This window comes from Sporosarcina aquimarina, from assembly GCF_023715615.1.
In the GTDB taxonomy this organism is placed as follows: domain Bacteria; phylum Bacillota; class Bacilli; order Bacillales_A; family Planococcaceae; genus Sporosarcina; species Sporosarcina aquimarina_A.
The window spans coordinates 1-501 of sequence record NZ_JAMBOM010000023.1; the positions used below are offsets into that span (position 1 = coordinate 1).

General features: G+C 38.3%; 1 rRNA gene. It reads left to right on the plus strand.

Annotated features, from left to right (window positions below):
• Positions 1-10 precede the first annotated feature (10 nt).
• Positions 11-126: ribosomal RNA gene (gene rrf, locus M3197_RS17205) — 5S ribosomal RNA — on the plus strand.
• The last annotated feature ends 375 nt before the right edge of the window (positions 127-501 follow it).

Consider the following 501-nt stretch of genomic DNA (forward strand, 5'->3'; position numbering starts at 1 on the left):
GCTCAATTTGTCTGGTAATGATGGCGAAGAGGTCACACCCGTTCCCATACCGAACACGGAAGTTAAGTTCTTCAGCGCCGATGGTAGTAGGGGGCTTCCCCCTGTGAGAGTAGGACGTTGCCGGGCAGATGAAGTCATTCTGTTGTAGAATGACTTTTTCTTTTCTAAAGGATCATAATTACTTGTGAGCAATAGTATTTCTATTGGAAACATGAAGAATATAATACTTGCCAGACGAGTGATTATGTGGTATTATTATCAATGCTGCTCTTGCAAAAAGCTTTTGTAGAGCGTTTATGATAATTAAAAACTTAAATAAAGTTGTTGACAAGACGATTACAGAATGTTATACTGTAAGAGTTGCTGAAAACAACAGAAACACTATGAACCTTGAAAACTGAACAGCAAAATGTCAACGAATTATCGTTTGAGAAGCCGGTTTTGCCGGTGAAACAAACACAAACAGATCTTAGTTGATCTGATAGACATCTTAAATGATGC